Annotated in this window: 11 protein-coding genes and 1 riboswitch; of the genes, 3 read left to right on the plus strand and 8 right to left on the minus strand. The window is 54.8% G+C overall.

Annotated features, from left to right (window positions below; genetic code table 11):
• Positions 1 to 186: 186 nt before the first annotated feature.
• The 6 genes from dapF to BLR09_RS15875 form a co-directional block, all read right to left on the minus strand.
• The gene (dapF, locus tag BLR09_RS15850) at positions 187 to 966 is read right to left on the minus strand and encodes a diaminopimelate epimerase (protein ID WP_093204303.1); all 780 of its coding nucleotides are present in this window, start codon (positions 964 to 966) and stop codon (positions 187 to 189) included.
• Positions 967 to 1,149: 183 nt separating this feature from the next.
• Positions 1,150 to 2,040, minus strand: a complete 891-nt coding sequence (locus BLR09_RS15855; RefSeq protein WP_093204306.1) for a fumarylacetoacetate hydrolase family protein — start codon at positions 2,038 to 2,040, stop codon at positions 1,150 to 1,152.
• Between the two features lie 74 nt (positions 2,041 to 2,114).
• A complete protein-coding gene (locus tag BLR09_RS15860) occupies positions 2,115 to 3,440 on the minus strand; it encodes an alpha-L-fucosidase (RefSeq protein ID WP_093204308.1) in 1,326 nt (441 codons plus the stop codon).
• 1 nt (position 3,441) lies between these two features.
• Entirely contained in the window at positions 3,442 to 4,098 is a 657-nt protein-coding gene (locus tag BLR09_RS15865; protein WP_093204310.1) for an SGNH/GDSL hydrolase family protein, read from the minus strand.
• Between the two features lie 59 nt (positions 4,099 to 4,157).
• Positions 4,158 to 4,922, minus strand: a complete 765-nt coding sequence (locus BLR09_RS15870; RefSeq protein WP_176785598.1) for an SDR family NAD(P)-dependent oxidoreductase — start codon at positions 4,920 to 4,922, stop codon at positions 4,158 to 4,160.
• Positions 4,923 to 5,062: 140 nt separating this feature from the next.
• On the minus strand, positions 5,063 to 5,593 hold the full coding sequence (locus BLR09_RS15875; protein WP_093204315.1) for an FUSC family protein: 531 nt from the start codon (positions 5,591 to 5,593) through the stop codon (positions 5,063 to 5,065).
• Between the two features lie 422 nt (positions 5,594 to 6,015).
• On the opposite strand from BLR09_RS15875, the gene BLR09_RS15880 reads away from it, so the two are divergent.
• On the plus strand, positions 6,016 to 6,639 hold the full coding sequence (locus BLR09_RS15880) for a 3'-5' exonuclease (RefSeq protein ID WP_093204317.1): 624 nt from the start codon (positions 6,016 to 6,018) through the stop codon (positions 6,637 to 6,639).
• Between the two features lie 62 nt (positions 6,640 to 6,701).
• Here BLR09_RS15880 and BLR09_RS15885 read toward each other — a convergent pair whose 3' ends face one another.
• Complete coding sequence (locus BLR09_RS15885; RefSeq protein ID WP_093204319.1) at positions 6,702 to 7,889, minus strand: phosphoglycerate kinase; 1,188 nt, start codon at positions 7,887 to 7,889, stop codon at positions 6,702 to 6,704.
• 326 nt (positions 7,890 to 8,215) lie between these two features.
• Positions 8,216 to 8,424, plus strand: a riboswitch (cobalamin riboswitch).
• Between the two features lie 192 nt (positions 8,425 to 8,616).
• Between BLR09_RS15885 and metE the strand changes: the two genes are divergently transcribed.
• Together metE and BLR09_RS15895 are read left to right on the plus strand one after the other, a co-directional pair.
• The gene (gene metE / locus BLR09_RS15890; RefSeq protein WP_093204322.1) at positions 8,617 to 10,953 is read left to right on the plus strand and encodes a 5-methyltetrahydropteroyltriglutamate--homocysteine S-methyltransferase; all 2,337 of its coding nucleotides are present in this window, start codon (positions 8,617 to 8,619) and stop codon (positions 10,951 to 10,953) included.
• Between the two features lie 113 nt (positions 10,954 to 11,066).
• Positions 11,067 to 12,746 (plus strand): VRR-NUC domain-containing protein, encoded by a 1,680-nt coding sequence (locus tag BLR09_RS15895; RefSeq protein WP_093204324.1) that lies wholly within the window; start codon positions 11,067 to 11,069, stop codon positions 12,744 to 12,746.
• Here the strand turns inward: BLR09_RS15895 and BLR09_RS15900 are convergent.
• Positions 12,735 to 13,784: a hypothetical protein gene (locus BLR09_RS15900; protein ID WP_093204326.1), complete on the minus strand. Its 1,050-nt coding sequence runs from the start codon at positions 13,782 to 13,784 to the stop codon at positions 12,735 to 12,737. The two genes, BLR09_RS15895 and BLR09_RS15900, sit on opposite strands and share 12 nt — an antisense overlap.
• Positions 13,785 to 13,872: the final 88 nt, after the last annotated feature.

Consider the following 13,872-nt stretch of genomic DNA (forward strand, 5'->3'; position numbering starts at 1 on the left):
ACCTGGTGAAGGTGATCTGATTGGAGAAAGGTATAGATAGAGAAGCGGCTGCCGGAGGGTAGGCGCTTTTTGTTTTTCTCACAGACTTCACAGAATACACAGAAAAAAGACAGGGTGCGCGCGAATACGTCCCTGTCTCCCGAACAAAAAAAAGTCTGTGTTTTCTGTGAAGTCTGTGAGAAAAACCTACACCTCCACCGACCCTTCAAACACCCTCTCAGCCGGACCGGTCAGGTAAATATCTTCAAAGGTACCGTTGCCTTTGTCGGAGAAACTGACTTCCAGGTTGCCGCCGAGTACCTTCACTTTCACCGGACTTTGCAGGCCGAGTTTCAGGTGGCTGACGAGTGCGCTGGCCGTAACGCCGGTTCCGCAGGAATAGGTTTCGTCTTCCACACCCCGCTCGTAGGTACGGACGAAAAGCGCATCGTCCCCGATTTGTTCGGCGAAGTTAACGTTGGTACCACCCCGCGCAACCCAGTCGTTGGCATACCGGATGGCATATCCTTCGTCGTAAACATTGAAATCAGCCAGGTTGGGTTTGAATGCGACGACGTGCGGAGATCCCGTATTCATGAACTGGTACTCCGGAAACTCTTCCAGACCATTGACGTTGCTCATTTTCAGGGAGATACGTTCAGGCGTGACAGAAGCTTCGTGTTCTCCGTCGACCGCGATGAAACGCGTTTCATCTCCGATTACTCCGAGGTCATGCGCGAAGCGAACGGTAGCCCGGCCACCGTTGCCGCACATCGAGCCCTCTCCGCCGTCGGCATTGAAGTACTTCATCCGGAAGTCATAGTCCGGGTCGTTCTGCAACAAGATAAGGCCATCGCCACCGATGCCGAAACGTCGGTCGCACAGTCTGGCAATCCGTTCTTTATCGATTGGAAAAGTACCGGCTCTGTCGTCGATCATGACGAAGTCGTTGCCGGTGCCCTGGTATTTGAAAAAATGTACTTGCATGACAGATTGAAATAGCCGTTTGCCTGATGCCGTAACAGTATGGGCGGGCAATAGATTCCATGAAAAAAGGTTGCCTTATCGCTCGGCGAACAGACAACCTTCTGATTTATTTTTTCTGTGTATTCTGTGCTTTCTGTGAGACATTTATTTTTTCTCACAGAAAGCACAGAATACACAGAAGGTTTAGTTCGCGTCTTCCCACGAAACCGCCACCTGACGTTGCTCGCCGAGGCCCTCGATACCGAGTTCGACGACATCGCCGGGTTTGAGGTAAATCGGCGGGTTAAAGCCCAGGCCGACACCCGGAGGCGTACCCGTTGAAATGACGTCGCCCGGGAGCAGGGTCATGAACTGGCTCAGGTAGCTGATTACCTGGGGTACTTTGAAAATCATCTGGGCGGTCGTGGAATTCTGGAAGGTCTTTCCGTTGACTTTCAACCACATCGGGAGGCTGTCGACGTCGTCAACTTCATCCGGCGTCACCAGGTAGGGGCCGAGCGGGCCGAAGGTATCGCAACCCTTGCCTTTGTCCCACTGACCACCGCGTTCGAGTTGGAATTCGCGCTCGGAGTAGTCGTTCATGACGGCGTATCCGGCGATGTAATCCACCGCCTGCTCTTCCGTTACATAGCTGCATTCCGCACCGATGACAACGGCCAGTTCCACTTCCCAGTCAGTTTTGACGGAGTTGCGGGGAATGACGACGTCATCGTTCGGACCGCAGAGAGCGGTCGTAGCCTTGAAGAAAATGATCGGCTCCTGGGGAATCGGGGCGCCCGTTTCTTTGGCATGATCGGCGTAGTTGAGGCCGATGCAAATGATTTTGGACGGACGTGCCACGCAGGATGCGTACTGGATGTCTTCGTCGAGCGGCTCCAGTTCGGAGGTGCCGTATTGCTCGAGGTAGTCTTCCAGGACGGCAATTCCTTCTTCCTCAAAGAAGTACTCGTCGAGATCGTACGCGCCGGTTTCTTCTCCGAAAGCTTCGAAAAATCCCTCCAGGCTGTACGGTTTTCCGTCGATCAGGATACCGGGAATGACGTCTTCTTCAGTGACGTAACGAAAGAGTTTCATGGATCGTTGTGATATGACTGGTTCCGGAGGCAAAGGTAGGGTTTCTTCCTCCGGCGGTCGGTTTTTTATTTCAATTACTTGGTCCGGACTTCCAGGATGGTATCCCAGTTGTCGGTGCTGATGCCGTCGAGGTACACAAAAAGACCTTCCGGCTGTTGCTTGAATTTCAGCGGCTTCTTGCCTTCATACGTCTGGATGGAACCGATTTTCGCGGTGACATTCGGAATGAACAGGTAACTCGTCGCCGGTTTCTTCAGGATGTGGAAGTAATGCAGCCCGTCGCCCTTGCGTGTGCTGACACCCCAATCCTGCGGCGGAACAATACCGCCCCGGGTACCATAGATCGTTTCGCCGTTGGCCTGAAGCCATTTACCGGCGGCGGCGAGGCGTTCGACAAATTCCGGCTGGATTTCGCCGTTCGGCATCGGCCCTACGTTGAGCAGCAGGTTGGCGTTCCGGCCGGCGGCGTTGACGAGGTAACGGACAATCTGCTCCGGCGATTTGTAACGCTGATCCTTCAGCTCAAAACCCCACGCGCCGTTGAGGGTTTCGCAGGTTTCAAGGGGAAGCTGGCTGATGGTCGACGTATTGTATCCAAACTGATTCTGGCCGGGGAGATCCCGCTCAAACATCTGAAAATCTTCGCCTTCGAATGGGGTAACGTGGTGGTTGTTCCCGATCAGCGCGGCAGGCTGGAGCTTGTGAATGAGGTCATAGGTACGGCGCAGCTTCCAGTCGATGTTGGTTTTGCGCTCGTTTTTTTCGTGCTCATCAACCGCCTGGTCCCACCAGCCGTCAAACCAGATACCGGCGATTTTGCCATACTGCCCGCTGAGCAACTCGGTCAGTTGCGCATCCATATACTGGAGGTACTTGTCGAAATCGCCGGATTCCGGGCGACCAAGGTTCCGGCCGGTTTTTCCCCGGGGGAAATAATCGGGACTGTGCCAGTCGAGATGCGAGTGGTAAAAGAACAGTTTGATACCTTCTTTTTCGCACTCGTCGGCCAGGGCTTTCAATACGTCTTTGCCATATGGCGTCGCATCGACAATGTTGTACTTCGATACCTTCGAATGCCACATCGCAAAGCCGTCGTGGTGTTTGGAGGTAATCGTGATGTACTTCATGCCGGCGCTTTTGGCCACCTGTACCCACTTTTTGGCGTCGAACGCCGTGGGGTTGAAGAAGCGGGGGAGCTTTTCGTAGACGGGAACGGTGATGTTCTGATTGTTCATCACCCATTCTCCATCACCCAGAATACTGTATACACCCCAGTGAATAAAGAGGCCGTAGCGGGCGTCCTGAAACCACTTCCGGGCTTCGAGGTTTTCCGGCGCGGGCTGGTAGGACTGAGCCGACGCGCTCGCCGCCAGCAACAGCAGAAAGAGAATACGTTTCATTTCAGAGTTGTTGGAGGACTTTGGCCATTTGCTCGGCGACGAACTGGTTGCCGGCTTCGTTGAGGTGAACGCGGTCGGTTGTCAGGATACCCTTTTCAGCGTTCTGGGGGTTATTTTTGACGTTGTACTCGTGAAATGCCCGGCGCAGGTCTACCACTTCGAGGTTGTTTTTAGAAGCGAGGTTGCGGATAATGGCGCTGTAGTAGTTGAGGTCGCCGTCCTGCTGGTTGCTGAAGTCGGTCCGCTCGCCGATCGTCGCCGGCGTCGTCAGAATAACCTTGATATTCTGCGCCTTGAGCTTGTTGATCACAGCCTGGTAAAACTTCTCGAATTTATCCGGATCGGTACCGGTGCCGAAGCTGGCTTTGTGCCATACGTCGTTGACGCCTACCCAGATCACGACAACGTCGGGCTTCTGCGCCAGCACGTCATCTTCCATACGCAGGTAAAGGTCGTAGATCTTGTTGCCGCCGATTCCCTTTCCGACGAGCTCATACTTCTTCTTGTCGAGGATATTGCCCAGCTTCGTGATATAGCCGGTGGGGCTGACGCCGGCCTGGGTAATGGAGTCTCCGAAGAAAACGACTTTGAGGGGTTTGTCCGAACGGAACGCGAAGAGGACGGCAGCCAGACTGAGCAGCGCGAGCGGATTTTTCATCGAAATGAGGGATTTTGAGGTAAAGAGAAAACCGGGAAGCCATGCTCCCCGGTCGGAAATCAGTTATTGAGGGTGGTGAAGCCGCCGTCGATGGGGTAGTCGACCCCCGTGATGAAGCCGGCGGCATCCGAGCAGAGGTACAGTGCCAGCTGGGCAATTTCCTCCGGCTTCGCCATCCGCCCGATGGGCTGGGTAGCTGCCAGTTTCTCGAACATTTCGGCTTCTTTGCCGGGGTAGTTTTTGGCGAGGAAGCCGTCGACAAACGGGGTATGTACCCGAGCGGGAGAGATGCTGTTGCAGCGGATGTTGTCGGCGAGGTAATCTTTTGCGACGGACAAGGTCATGGCGTGCGTGGCGCCCTTGCTCATGGTATAGGCAAAACGGTCGGGAATACCCACCAGCGCCGCAATAGACGCCATGTTGAGGATCACGCCGCCGCCGTTGGCCTTCATGGCAGGTACGGCCGCGAAAAGGCAGTTGTACACGCCTTTTACGTTGACGTTGTAGATGCGGTCGAGGTCTGCCTCGGCGGTTTTTTCAAGGTTTCCGACATGTGCAATGCCGGCATTATTGACGAGGATGTTGACCGTGCCGATCCGCTCAAAGACCTGGAGTACATCTGCCTGGATCGTCACGTTGACGCCGTGAACGGATACCTTGCCGCCGTTGGCGGTGATTTCGGCTGCCGTAGAGGCGGCTGCCTCCTCGTTGAGTTCAAGAATATGGACGTGTGCTCCCTGTTGCGCAAACAGAACGCTGATAGCCCGGCCGATGCCGCTGCCGCCGCCGGTGATGACGGCCGTTTTTCCGGTAAGATCAAAAATACCCATGCTACTTGTTGTAATCGTTTTCCGTAAAAAGAGGCCTGCGGGGGCGGTAATACCCGGAAACGCCCCCGGAATTTCCCCGCAAGTTTCGTGCATACGGAAACACGACGAAAGCAATAGCGATGAATTAATTTAACCTACCAGTGGATTCGGCGGCGAATCTGTGAGAAAACGAACCCGAGGCTGAAGGCAATCACACAGCCGATGAGTACTTCCATCGTCCGGAGAACAGCAAAGGGTAGCGCTTCCTGCCAGGTATAATGCTGCATAATGGCCGGCGACATCACGGCGATGACCGTTGCCGGCGCCAGTTTCCAGCTGGAAGGATAGTTCCGGATCATCGTCGCAAGCAGGATAGCAGCCGTCACGCCGATAAACAGGGAGGGAAGGTTGACACCCATCACGAGGATGGAGAAAATCCCGATCAGACAGCCGCTGATGGTGTTAATGATCCGGGAAACGGTGTTCTTGCGCAGATCGCCGAAGTCAGGTTCGGAGACGATGGCGACAGAAATCAGCGCCCATTCTTTCTTTTCAATGTGCAGCGCTTCAAGCGTAAACCAGGCAATGATCGCGCCCAGTACAATCCGGAACGCGTATAAAAAGGTTGTTTTACGAAAATCGACCAGTCCCGTAACAGTCTTCAGGGAGCGGGGGAGTATCATCATAGATCGGGTTGCGACGAGGGGTGGAACTTCGTTCGCTATAATTTCAACACGGGAAAACGGCTTTGGGTTTGCGGGAATATGGTACTATTGGGGGGAATGGTGGGATTAAGTGGAGAGTTTTCGGGTTTTCGGTTTTCAGTCTTCGGTTTTCAGTTTTTGGTTGGATGGAAGCGAAGCGATACCGGGAACAGGTTGTTTGTGGCTGTTGCAGACGAAATCGCAAGGTCGAATCGGCCAGCTTGCCGTGCGTAGCTCCACTACGGTAGCATTCGCTACGCACGGCAGGCAAGCCGATCTGGTCTTGCTATCCCCCCGCTTCAACTCCCCGCTTTTTCCGTTCTTTGCACTCCCCTCCAACCCCAACTGAAAACCGAAGACAGAAAACCGAAAACTGAAAACAGTAAAACCGAAAACCGATTCCCATGCCCTACCTAGTTCTCGACCTTGAAATGACCGGCGGTGAGCCGGGCTGGAACGAAATCATCCAGGTCGGCGCCGTATTGTGCGACGACAACTGGAACGAGCTCGGTCAATACCTCACCAACGTGTACCCTGAAAACGAAGAAGCTTTTTCCGAATACTCCGCCCGCATTCACGGTCTGACCCTTAGTGATCTGGACGATGCACCGATGATCTACGATGTCATTCCGGCCTTTGAAGAATGGATACTGGAGAAACTGGGTCGCCTGCGCGGCCGTACCCAGACCCTCGACAACTCCCAGTACCTGCGCGATGTAGTAATCTGCGGGCAGTCTGTCATTAACGACATCAATTTCCTCCGCTTCGCCTACCGGGAAGAGAAAATAAAATGGCCGTATTCCAACAAATTGCTGGACATGCACACGCTGGGCTACTTCGTCTTCGAAGTATTGAAAGCCAACGGCCAGGCTGTTCCCAAGTCGCTGAGCCTCAAAGCCATCGCGGGGTACTTTGGCCTGTCGCGGGAGGATGCCGAATTTCACAACGCGCTGGAAGACGCCGTTCTGACCACGGAGTGTTTCAAGAAGGTATTTGCGCTGGCGAAGACGTTCAAACTGAATCCATGAGGTGTCAATCAAAAAAAAGGCTGCTCTTTATCGGAGCAGCCTTTTTCGAGGAGCAATTACCCTTAATCCAGTGCCGCAACACCCGGGAGAACCTTGCCTTCCATGTATTCGAGCAGGGCGCCGCCACCGGTTGAAACGTAGCTTACGCGGTCGCCGTAGCCGGCATTGTTAACCGCAGAAGCCGAGTCGCCACCGCCGATAAGGGAGAACGCACCGTTTTCTTCCGTAGCCTTCACGACAGCTTCCGCGATCGCGTTGGTACCTACGGCGAAATTCGGGAATTCAAATACGCCCATCGGACCGTTCCAGAGGATGGTTTTTGAGCCTTCGATGATTTCCTTGAAGATGGCGATGGACTGATGTCCGATGTCGAGGCCTTCCCATTCGTCGGGGATCTGACCGGCCGGAACTGTCGTCTTATCCGCGTCATTGGAGAATTTGTCGGCGATAACCGTATCGAGCGGGAACACAAGGTTTACCCCTTTTTCCTTCGCTTTTTCGATCAGGTCGAGGGCCAGCTGCTGCTTGTCGGGCTCGTTGAGCGACTTGCCGATCTGACCGCCGAGGGCCTTCGTGAAGGTATAGGTCATGCCGCCACCCAGGATGAGGTTGTCAACCTTGTCGAGCAGACGCTCAATCACGAGAATCTTATCAGAAATCTTCGCGCCGCCCATGATAGCGGTGTACGGGCGCTCCACGTTGTCGAGGATGCGCTGCGCGTTATCAAGCTCCGCCTGCATCACATAGCCGGCTACGCGGTCGGCGAAAAACTGGCCTACAATGGCGGTAGAAGCGTGTGCACGGTGAGCGGTGCCAAATGCGTCATTCACCCATACGTCACCCAGTTTGGAGAGCTTTTCAGCGAAAGCAACATCGCCTTTTTCCTCTTCCTTGTAGAAACGCAGGTTTTCGAGCAGGAGGATTTCGCCGGGCTGCAGCGCAGCGGCGTAATCGGCAGCCTGCTGACCGATGCAATCGTCGGCGAACTTCACCGGACGGTTGAAAATCAGCGAAAGGGCGTTGACCAGGTGCTTGAGTGAGTATTTCTCGGTCGGGCCATCTTTCGGGCGGCCCAGGTGAGACATCAGAATGACCGAACCTCCGTCATTGAGAATTTTTTGAATCGTCGGAATCGTCGCCTTGATGCGGGTGTCATCCGTAATTTCGTAACGCTCGTTGAGAGGAACATTAAAATCTACGCGGACAAGAGCCCTTTTTCCGGCGAAATTGTACTGGTTCAGCGTCTTCATCTATGCGAATCAGAAGTTAAAATGAGAAATGTTTTGACAATTCCTGTTCAAGGTGTTGATGAGTCGTTCGGGGAGCGACAAAGTTAGAACTTCGGGGTAACTTCTCTATATGCGGGGCATTTTTGATGGTTAAGTGAAAGTTTTTAGCGGAAAAGGAATAAGCTGTCCGCTCTAAGCGGTAAGCTATAGGCGGTAAACGGGCAAAGAGCGGCTGCCGTTTTCCAACGCTGCATCGCGTCTGAGGCTTACAGCTTATGGCCTATAGCCTAATGCAGCAGTTTGCTACTTGATGTTTTGGCTTCTACCTTTGCCCCACTTTGTAATGCCCCGTCAATCGGATGGCCGGTTTCGTTGGCCCAGCTTCGGGCCGGACGAATGAAAAAGGAATCGTGTGAAAATCACGAGCAGACGTGCTACTGTAAGTACCCGTTCTCACGGACAGGTCACGGTTCACAAGCCCATTGTTTCGTCAGAAATGAGAAGGGGAACCGCTGATGGTACAAGCCAGGAGACTTGCCGACCTTCTCAATGACCATGTCCTCACGACTAGGACCTGGTTCACGCATTGATTTTACAAATCCGTTTCTGAAAAAAATAGGCGTCTGTCGCAGACGTACGGTCTTCCTGTGTCTTCCGTCGCAGGGAGCGGAGCCGTGATTTGTTGAATCCACCAGTTCTGGCGGAGTGGGTGTTTCAAGGGCTTTTTCACCCTTTTAACACAACAACCATGTTTACGCACAACCTGGGCTACCCGCGCATCGGTAGCCGCCGCGAACTCAAAAAAGCCTGTGAGTCGTTCTGGGCCGGAACCCTGACCAAAGACGAACTCCTCTGGGAAACCCGCCAGCTCCGCCGCCGCCACTGGCAGTTGCAACGCGAAGCCGGGATAGACCTCATTCCCTCCAACGACTTTTCGCTTTACGATCACGTCCTGGATACCGCGCTGATGGTCGGCGCGGTACCCGAACGGTACCACGTTCTGGCCGACGGAAAAGCAGGCCGCGAACTTGAAATCTACTTCGCCATGGCCCGTGGCGTGCAGCGACCCGGTGCAGACATCCCGGCGATGGAGATGACAAAATGGTTTGATACCAACTACCACTACATTGTTCCCGAATTCCGGAAAGACCAGACTTTCCGACGGTATTCCGATACCGTTATTCATGCCTTCGAAGACGCCCTTCAAATGGGTATTACGACGAAGCCCGTCGTACTCGGACCCGTTTCCTTTCTGTTGCTCGGAAAGGAACGCGAAGCGGGTTTTGACCGGATCGACCTGCTCGACCGCCTCCTGCCCGTCTATGCCGATATCCTCCGGGAACTGACCGCCCGCGGCGCGGGCTGGATACAAATCGACGAGCCCTGCCTGGTCCTGGATCTCACCGGAAAACAGCAGGAAGCCTACCGGAAAGCCTATGCCTGGCTCCGGAAAGAGGTACCCGGCGCGCAACTCATACTGGCGACATACTTTGATTCATTGGGTGAAAACCGGTCGCTGGCCGCAGCGCTACCGGTAGATGCCCTGCATATTGATGTCGTTCGCGGACGGAAGGATTGGGCAGAAATCCTGACCGACGATACCTTCCTATCTGCCGGACGGATACTCTCCCTCGGTGTGGTCAACGGGCGGAATATCTGGAAAAACCAGTATGCCGACTCGCTGGCGCTTATCGCACAGGCAGAAGCCGTACTCGGGCGCGATCGCCTTTGGATTGCCCCTTCGTGCTCGTTACTGCACGTCCCGTGCGACCTCGATCTGGAGACCGACGAAATCAGCCTGCCTGCCGAAATCCGCGACGGTATGGCCTTCGCAAAACAAAAACTGACCGAACTGGTACACCTGAAAATACTCGCTTTCGGGGAGCCTTCGGCGTCAGGAAAGGCCATTCTCGCAGAAAATGAAGCGGCCGTTCGACGCCGTCAGACCTCTTCCCTGATTCATCGTCCACATGTAAAAGAACGGATGGAAGCGATACAGGAAGCTGATTTTGAGCGGATTAGTGTATTCGCAGAACGGCAGTCCATACAACAGGCCTGGTTGCAGCTTCCGGCTTTCCCGACGACGACAATCGGTTCTTTCCCCCAAACCCCGGATATCCGGCAACTGCGGGCATCGTTTCGAAAAGGAACGCTTTCGGCGGAAGGATATGAATCCGGTTTGGAAAAGGAAATTGCCGAAGCCATCCGTCGTCAGGAAGCTATCGGTCTGGACGTACTCGTTCACGGAGAAGCCGAGCGAAACGACATGGTTGAGTACTTCGGAGAGCAACTTTCCGGCTATGCCTTCACCCGGAACGGCTGGGTACAGAGCTATGGCAGCCGGTGCGTGAAGCCGCCGGTTATTTACGGAGACATCGAACGGCCGGAACCGATGACTGTTCGCTGGGCGACCTATGCCCAGTCGCTCACCGATAAACCTGTAAAAGGTATGCTCACCGGGCCGGTGACGATTCTGCAATGGAGTTTTGTGCGGGACGACCAGCCCCGCCGCGATACGGCCTTTCAGATTGCGCTGGCCATCCGTGACGAAGTGACAGACCTCGAAAAAGCAGGTATCCGTGTTATCCAGATCGATGAGCCCGCCATCCGGGAGGGACTTCCGCTGCGACAGGCCGACCGGGCGGAGTACCTGCGCTGGTCGGTAGATGCCTTCCGCCTCAGCACGGCGGGCGTTGCCGATGAGACCCAGATCCATACCCATATGTGCTACTCTGAATTTAACGACATACTCGAAGCAATTGCGCGGATGGATGCTGACGTGATTACCATCGAAACGTCCCGCTCGCAAATGGAGCTGCTCGACGCGTTTTCGGAGTTTGCCTACCCGAATGAAATCGGCCCCGGTGTTTACGATATTCACTCGCCGCGGGTTCCCTCTGAAGACGAAATGGTACAGCTTCTCCACAAAGCACTCAACCATATCCCGGCCCGGAACCTCTGGGTCAACCCCGACTGCGGCCTGAAAACCCGCCGCTGGGAAGAAACGGAGGCCGCGCTGCGGAATATGGTAGGGGCTGCGAGGCGGCTAAGGCCCGTAATTAGTCAGGAAGTAACCGGGCTCTAAGCTTTAGGCTGTAAGCTTTATGCCAAGGCAGTACCCCTGTCCGGGGCTTAAAGCTTACGGCTTAGTGCCTAAAGCCGCTTTTCTTTCCGGCGGGTAAGTCCCAACTTTGCTTCATGTCTGAGCGAATAGAACTTCCGCCCAAATACTACCTGGAGTACTTTCGGTACCTGATCGACTTTGTCCGGCGGTTTTACGAAAACCTGCTGGTGGAGGATGAGAAGGAATTTCTCTATGCCTTTGACGCACTAAGCGAAGACGCGCAGTGCCTTTTTATCCGTTTCACCAACCGGCGCAGCGCTTTTTTCCGTACCCGGCGGCTAAAATATGCCGAGCTGGCAGATATCGACGCATCGCTCCGGGAGTTGCTCACGGTAGGCTTTGCCGCAATACTTTCCGGTGATCACCTCTCCCGGGGCGGGGAAGTCTTCGATATCTTCAACAAGAACGAACTACTGGCATTCGCCAAACAGGCCGGACTGGACACGAAAGGGAAAGCGGCACTGAAGAAAGAGGAACTATCCGACTGGCTGCTCGAAACCCTGCCGTTTGCCGATGCCGTCACCCTGATCGAAGCTGCCGAACCCGTCGTCAAAGTCAATTACGAAGCGCAGACCATGCTCTTCAAGTTTCTGTTTTTCGGGAACAGGCATGCAGACATGAGTGAGTTTGTGGTACGCGACCTCGGCCATATCCGGTTTGAGCGGTTCGACGAAGACCGTTTCGTCCCGCATTTTACCACCCGGGAAGAAGTAGAACACCGCCTCAGCGTATCCCTGGCGTCAGAGGATTTCCACCTCATGAAAGCCGCCGAAACACCGCCTGCCGAGATCAATACCTGGTTTCTGGACTGGTACGAGGCGCATATTCCGCTGGCGGAAATTGCGCAGCCGGCGCTGGACCGCCTCGTTCTCAAAGTCGCCGGATTTATCGAGCGGCAGAAAATGCTGGAAGAAGCCCTGGTCCTCTTCCGGCTGACAACCATGCCGCCCTCCCGCGAGCGGCAGGTACGGCTGCTGATCAAACTGAAAGACCCGGAAGCGGCCCTGGCCCTTGCCGAGGAAATGCTCCAGCAGCCCGTCAATGCCGACGAGCAGTTTTTTGCTATTGATTTTCTCAACCAGCGTGCCGGTCAAAAGAAACGCGTGGTGAAATCCACGACGGAATGGCTTCAGAAATCGGAAAGCGTTTCGATTCCGGTGATGTGGCGGTACCGGGTGGAGGAAGGGGTCGCTACCCATTTCAGGGAGCGCGGGTATCAGGCGGTTCATACCGAAAATTTCCTGTTCGACGGACTGTTCGGCCTGCTTTTCTGGGACATCATTTTCGACGCCGGTACGGCCGCGATACACCATCCCCTTCAACGATCTCCCTCCGATATATACAAGCCTACGTTTTTCGAAAAGCGCAGACCGGCCTTGCTCGACCGGATGGACCTGCTTGATTCGCAGGAAGATGCGCTGGCTTTCCTCGAAAAGCTGTTTGAAGAAAAATACGGCATAGTTAATCCGCTCGTCGTCTGGTTTCCGGATTTGCTGCTGCTGATCCGCGTAGTGCTGGAAAAGATACCGGCGCCGTTGCTGAAGAAACTACTGCTCGAAATGGCGGTCAACGTACGCGAGCATACGCGCGGGTTTCCCGATCTGTTTGTCTGGAACGAAGAAGGATATGATTTTGTGGAAGTGAAATCGCCGACCGACCACCTTTCCCCTCAGCAGCTGTACTGGTTACGGTTTTTCGAGACGAATGGCATCCGGTCGCGGGTACTGCGTGTGGTTTGGGATTCAGAGGCCTGATATCTCCCGTAGCTCGTCGGCCACTTTCTGCGCCCACCGGGCCTGCTCGGGTTTGATAATGCTGTGCCGGGTTTCGGCGTCGTATTGCTCCTGGTAGCGGTTCATTTCCCGGAAACAATCCAGGAAAATATACTGGATGCGGCTGTCGTAGTCTTCCACGGGGAGGTCTTCCGCAAGAAGGGCTTTTTTGAATCGCTCCGCCACAAGGTAGGTAATGTCGAAATGCAGCTGCTCATGGGCAAGGGCATAGAGATTGTCCGGCGTTTCGACGGTCCACGACGAGTTTTTGAGCATGAAAACCTTTACCGTCATATCCACCCATACCGTTCCGTTTTCGACCCGGGTATTGGCTTCATAGCCAAAGCTGGTGTAGATCGCCGCGCCATACAGCGGGTTGCGCCGCCGGGCCGGGCCGGTGAAATCGCTCCAGCGGATCGGGCGGTTCCGGGAATAAAAGACGCTGTCGCCCACGGCCCGCTTCGGCACATAATCGGAAAACCGTACCCGGACGCGGTGCGCGAGGCGGTCGTCCGTCGTTTCATGCGTCTTCATCCAGTTTGTAAATTCCCGGAAACAGCGTTCCAGCGTGGTGCGAAGCTGTATTTCATAGGAAGCTTCCAGGGACAGCGACCGGGAAAACTCCGCGCCCGCCGTGCATTCGGTGAGTTCCAGGTAAGAATCTTCCATTTTTCGTTCGAACGTCAGACGTACCCGGAGCGTACCGTGTACCATTTTTCCTGCCAGTCTTTCCTGAAACCAGAGCTCGCGGACCCGCACGCGGAGCGCATACGCAGCGTCTTTTTTTCCCGGAGGAAGAAGTACCCGCAGCGCTTCGGGTACCGGAGCGGGGAGATGCAACGAGGCCGGCCTGCCGGAAGGCAGGTAGATGGAACCGATCTGCGTAGACGGCCGCTCCGCCACAATTTCAGCCCATTCGTAGTTTCCGGTGGCAACGGCCAGTCGCCCGGACCGCCAGTCCAGTACCTGCTGTCCGAAACAGCCCGTCGCGCAAAGCCACAAGAAGAAAAATAACCGCATCTGAGAGGGGAACATCGTACGCCTAACGAAAGATACAGGGAATTCTGCATGTACCGAGGGCGGCAGGACGGGAAATTACTGCCGCTGG

This window comes from Siphonobacter aquaeclarae, assembly GCF_900103285.1.
Taxonomy (GTDB): Bacteria; Bacteroidota; Bacteroidia; order Cytophagales; family Spirosomataceae; genus Siphonobacter; species Siphonobacter aquaeclarae.

Bases quoted from the DNA above. Each gene is read 5' to 3' on its own strand.
- BLR09_RS15860 (WP_093204308.1), bottom strand. From the start codon at position 3,440: ATGAAACGTATTCTCTTTCTGCTGTTGCTGGCGGCGAGCGCGTCGGCT.
- BLR09_RS15895 (WP_093204324.1), top strand. From the start codon at position 11,067: ATGTCTGAGCGAATAGAACTTCCGCCCAAATACTACCTGGAGTACTTT.
- metE (WP_093204322.1), top strand. From the start codon at position 8,617: ATGTTTACGCACAACCTGGGCTACCCGCGCATCGGTAGCCGCCGCGAA.
- BLR09_RS15900 (WP_093204326.1), bottom strand. From the start codon at position 13,784: ATGCGGTTATTTTTCTTCTTGTGGCTTTGCGCGACGGGCTGTTTCGGA.
- BLR09_RS15855 (WP_093204306.1), bottom strand. From the start codon at position 2,040: ATGAAACTCTTTCGTTACGTCACTGAAGAAGACGTCATTCCCGGTATC.
- BLR09_RS15875 (WP_093204315.1), bottom strand. From the start codon at position 5,593: ATGATGATACTCCCCCGCTCCCTGAAGACTGTTACGGGACTGGTCGAT.
- BLR09_RS15885 (WP_093204319.1), bottom strand. From the start codon at position 7,889: ATGAAGACGCTGAACCAGTACAATTTCGCCGGAAAAAGGGCTCTTGTC.
- BLR09_RS15880 (WP_093204317.1), top strand. From the start codon at position 6,016: ATGCCCTACCTAGTTCTCGACCTTGAAATGACCGGCGGTGAGCCGGGC.
- BLR09_RS15865 (WP_093204310.1), bottom strand. From the start codon at position 4,098: ATGAAAAATCCGCTCGCGCTGCTCAGTCTGGCTGCCGTCCTCTTCGCG.
- dapF (WP_093204303.1), bottom strand. From the start codon at position 966: ATGCAAGTACATTTTTTCAAATACCAGGGCACCGGCAACGACTTCGTC.